The organism is Kitasatospora sp. A2-31, assembly GCF_022288725.1.
Taxonomy (GTDB): domain Bacteria; phylum Actinomycetota; class Actinomycetes; order Streptomycetales; family Streptomycetaceae; genus Kitasatospora.
Map to the genome: position 1 here is coordinate 1 of NZ_JAKNTA010000281.1, position 1010 is coordinate 1010.

1 protein-coding gene and 1 pseudogene are annotated in these 1010 nt (G+C 77.0%); both read left to right on the forward strand.

Features of this window, described 5'->3' with window-relative positions; all coding sequences use genetic code 11:
- A pseudogene (locus MCM47_RS41455) lies at window positions 1–693 on the forward strand (hypothetical protein); the annotation flags it as partial.
- Window positions 690–1010, forward strand: a 321-nt coding sequence (locus MCM47_RS41460; RefSeq protein ID WP_238951917.1) for a hypothetical protein, incomplete at its 3' end; no start/stop codon positions are given. The pseudogene MCM47_RS41455 and the gene MCM47_RS41460, both read left to right, overlap by 4 nt.

Sequence of the window (1010 nt, forward strand, 5' to 3'; positions counted from 1 at the left end):
CCCACCCCCCTCGGGGGCCCCGGGGCCCCCAACCCCGCCGCCCCGAGCCCCGCGGACACCCACCCGGCCGGCCCCGCCGACGCCAGGCCCGCCGACGCCCCGTCCGGCCCCGACTCCGGCTCCCCGTCCGACCGCACGCCCGCTCCGCCGGCCGGCCGGCCCGGCGGCCCGGTGCGGACCGGCCTCACCGCCGTCGTCCTGCTCGGTCTGCTCGGCGGCATGCTCTTCGGCTACTTCGGCAAGGAGAGCATGAACTACTTCACCCCGCAGGAGGCCGCCGCACTCCGCTACGTCGCCGCCACCCCGGCCGGCTCGCGGATCGTCTCGCTGACCGCCAACGAGCCGGGAGGCGAACTGCACTACGACGACCACGACCGGCTCGTCCTCAGCGACGCCTCCCACGAGGACCTGAAGCGCCTGGTGGCCAACCCCGGTGACGTCCTGCGGATGATGCTGGAGCGCCCGAACGTCGCGGGCGGCCCGACCTACCTGATCCTGACCCGGGCCCAGCTCGCCGAGTGCGAGCTCACCGGCCTGCTGCCGGTCTCCGCGACGGAGGGCTTCGCGGCCGCGGCGGCGACCGCCCCCGACCTCCGGCTGGTGTTCTCCAACGACGACTCCGTCGTCTACCAGTACGTCCCGTCCGGCGGCGTGGGCGCCGGCTCCGCCCCGACCGGAGGGAGGACGTCATGACCGTCCGACCGTGGACCCTGCCGCGCGCACTTCCCGCGCTCTGCGGCTGGACCGCCCTCGCCGCCCTGCTGCTCCCGGCCGGGAACCCGCTGCGGGCCGTCGTCGCCGGCGTCTTCCTGCTCGCCGGCCCGGGTGCGGCGGCCGTGGCCTGGGCCCGGCCGGGCCCGTCCTGGCGCGACCGGGGGCCCGGCCGGGTGAGCGCCGCCGCGCTGGCCGTGACGGTCAGCCTGGCGCTCACGATGCTGACGGCGGAGGCACTGTTCTTCACCCACTCCTTCACGGTCGGCCGGGCCGTGCTGGTCCTCGCCGTGCTCACC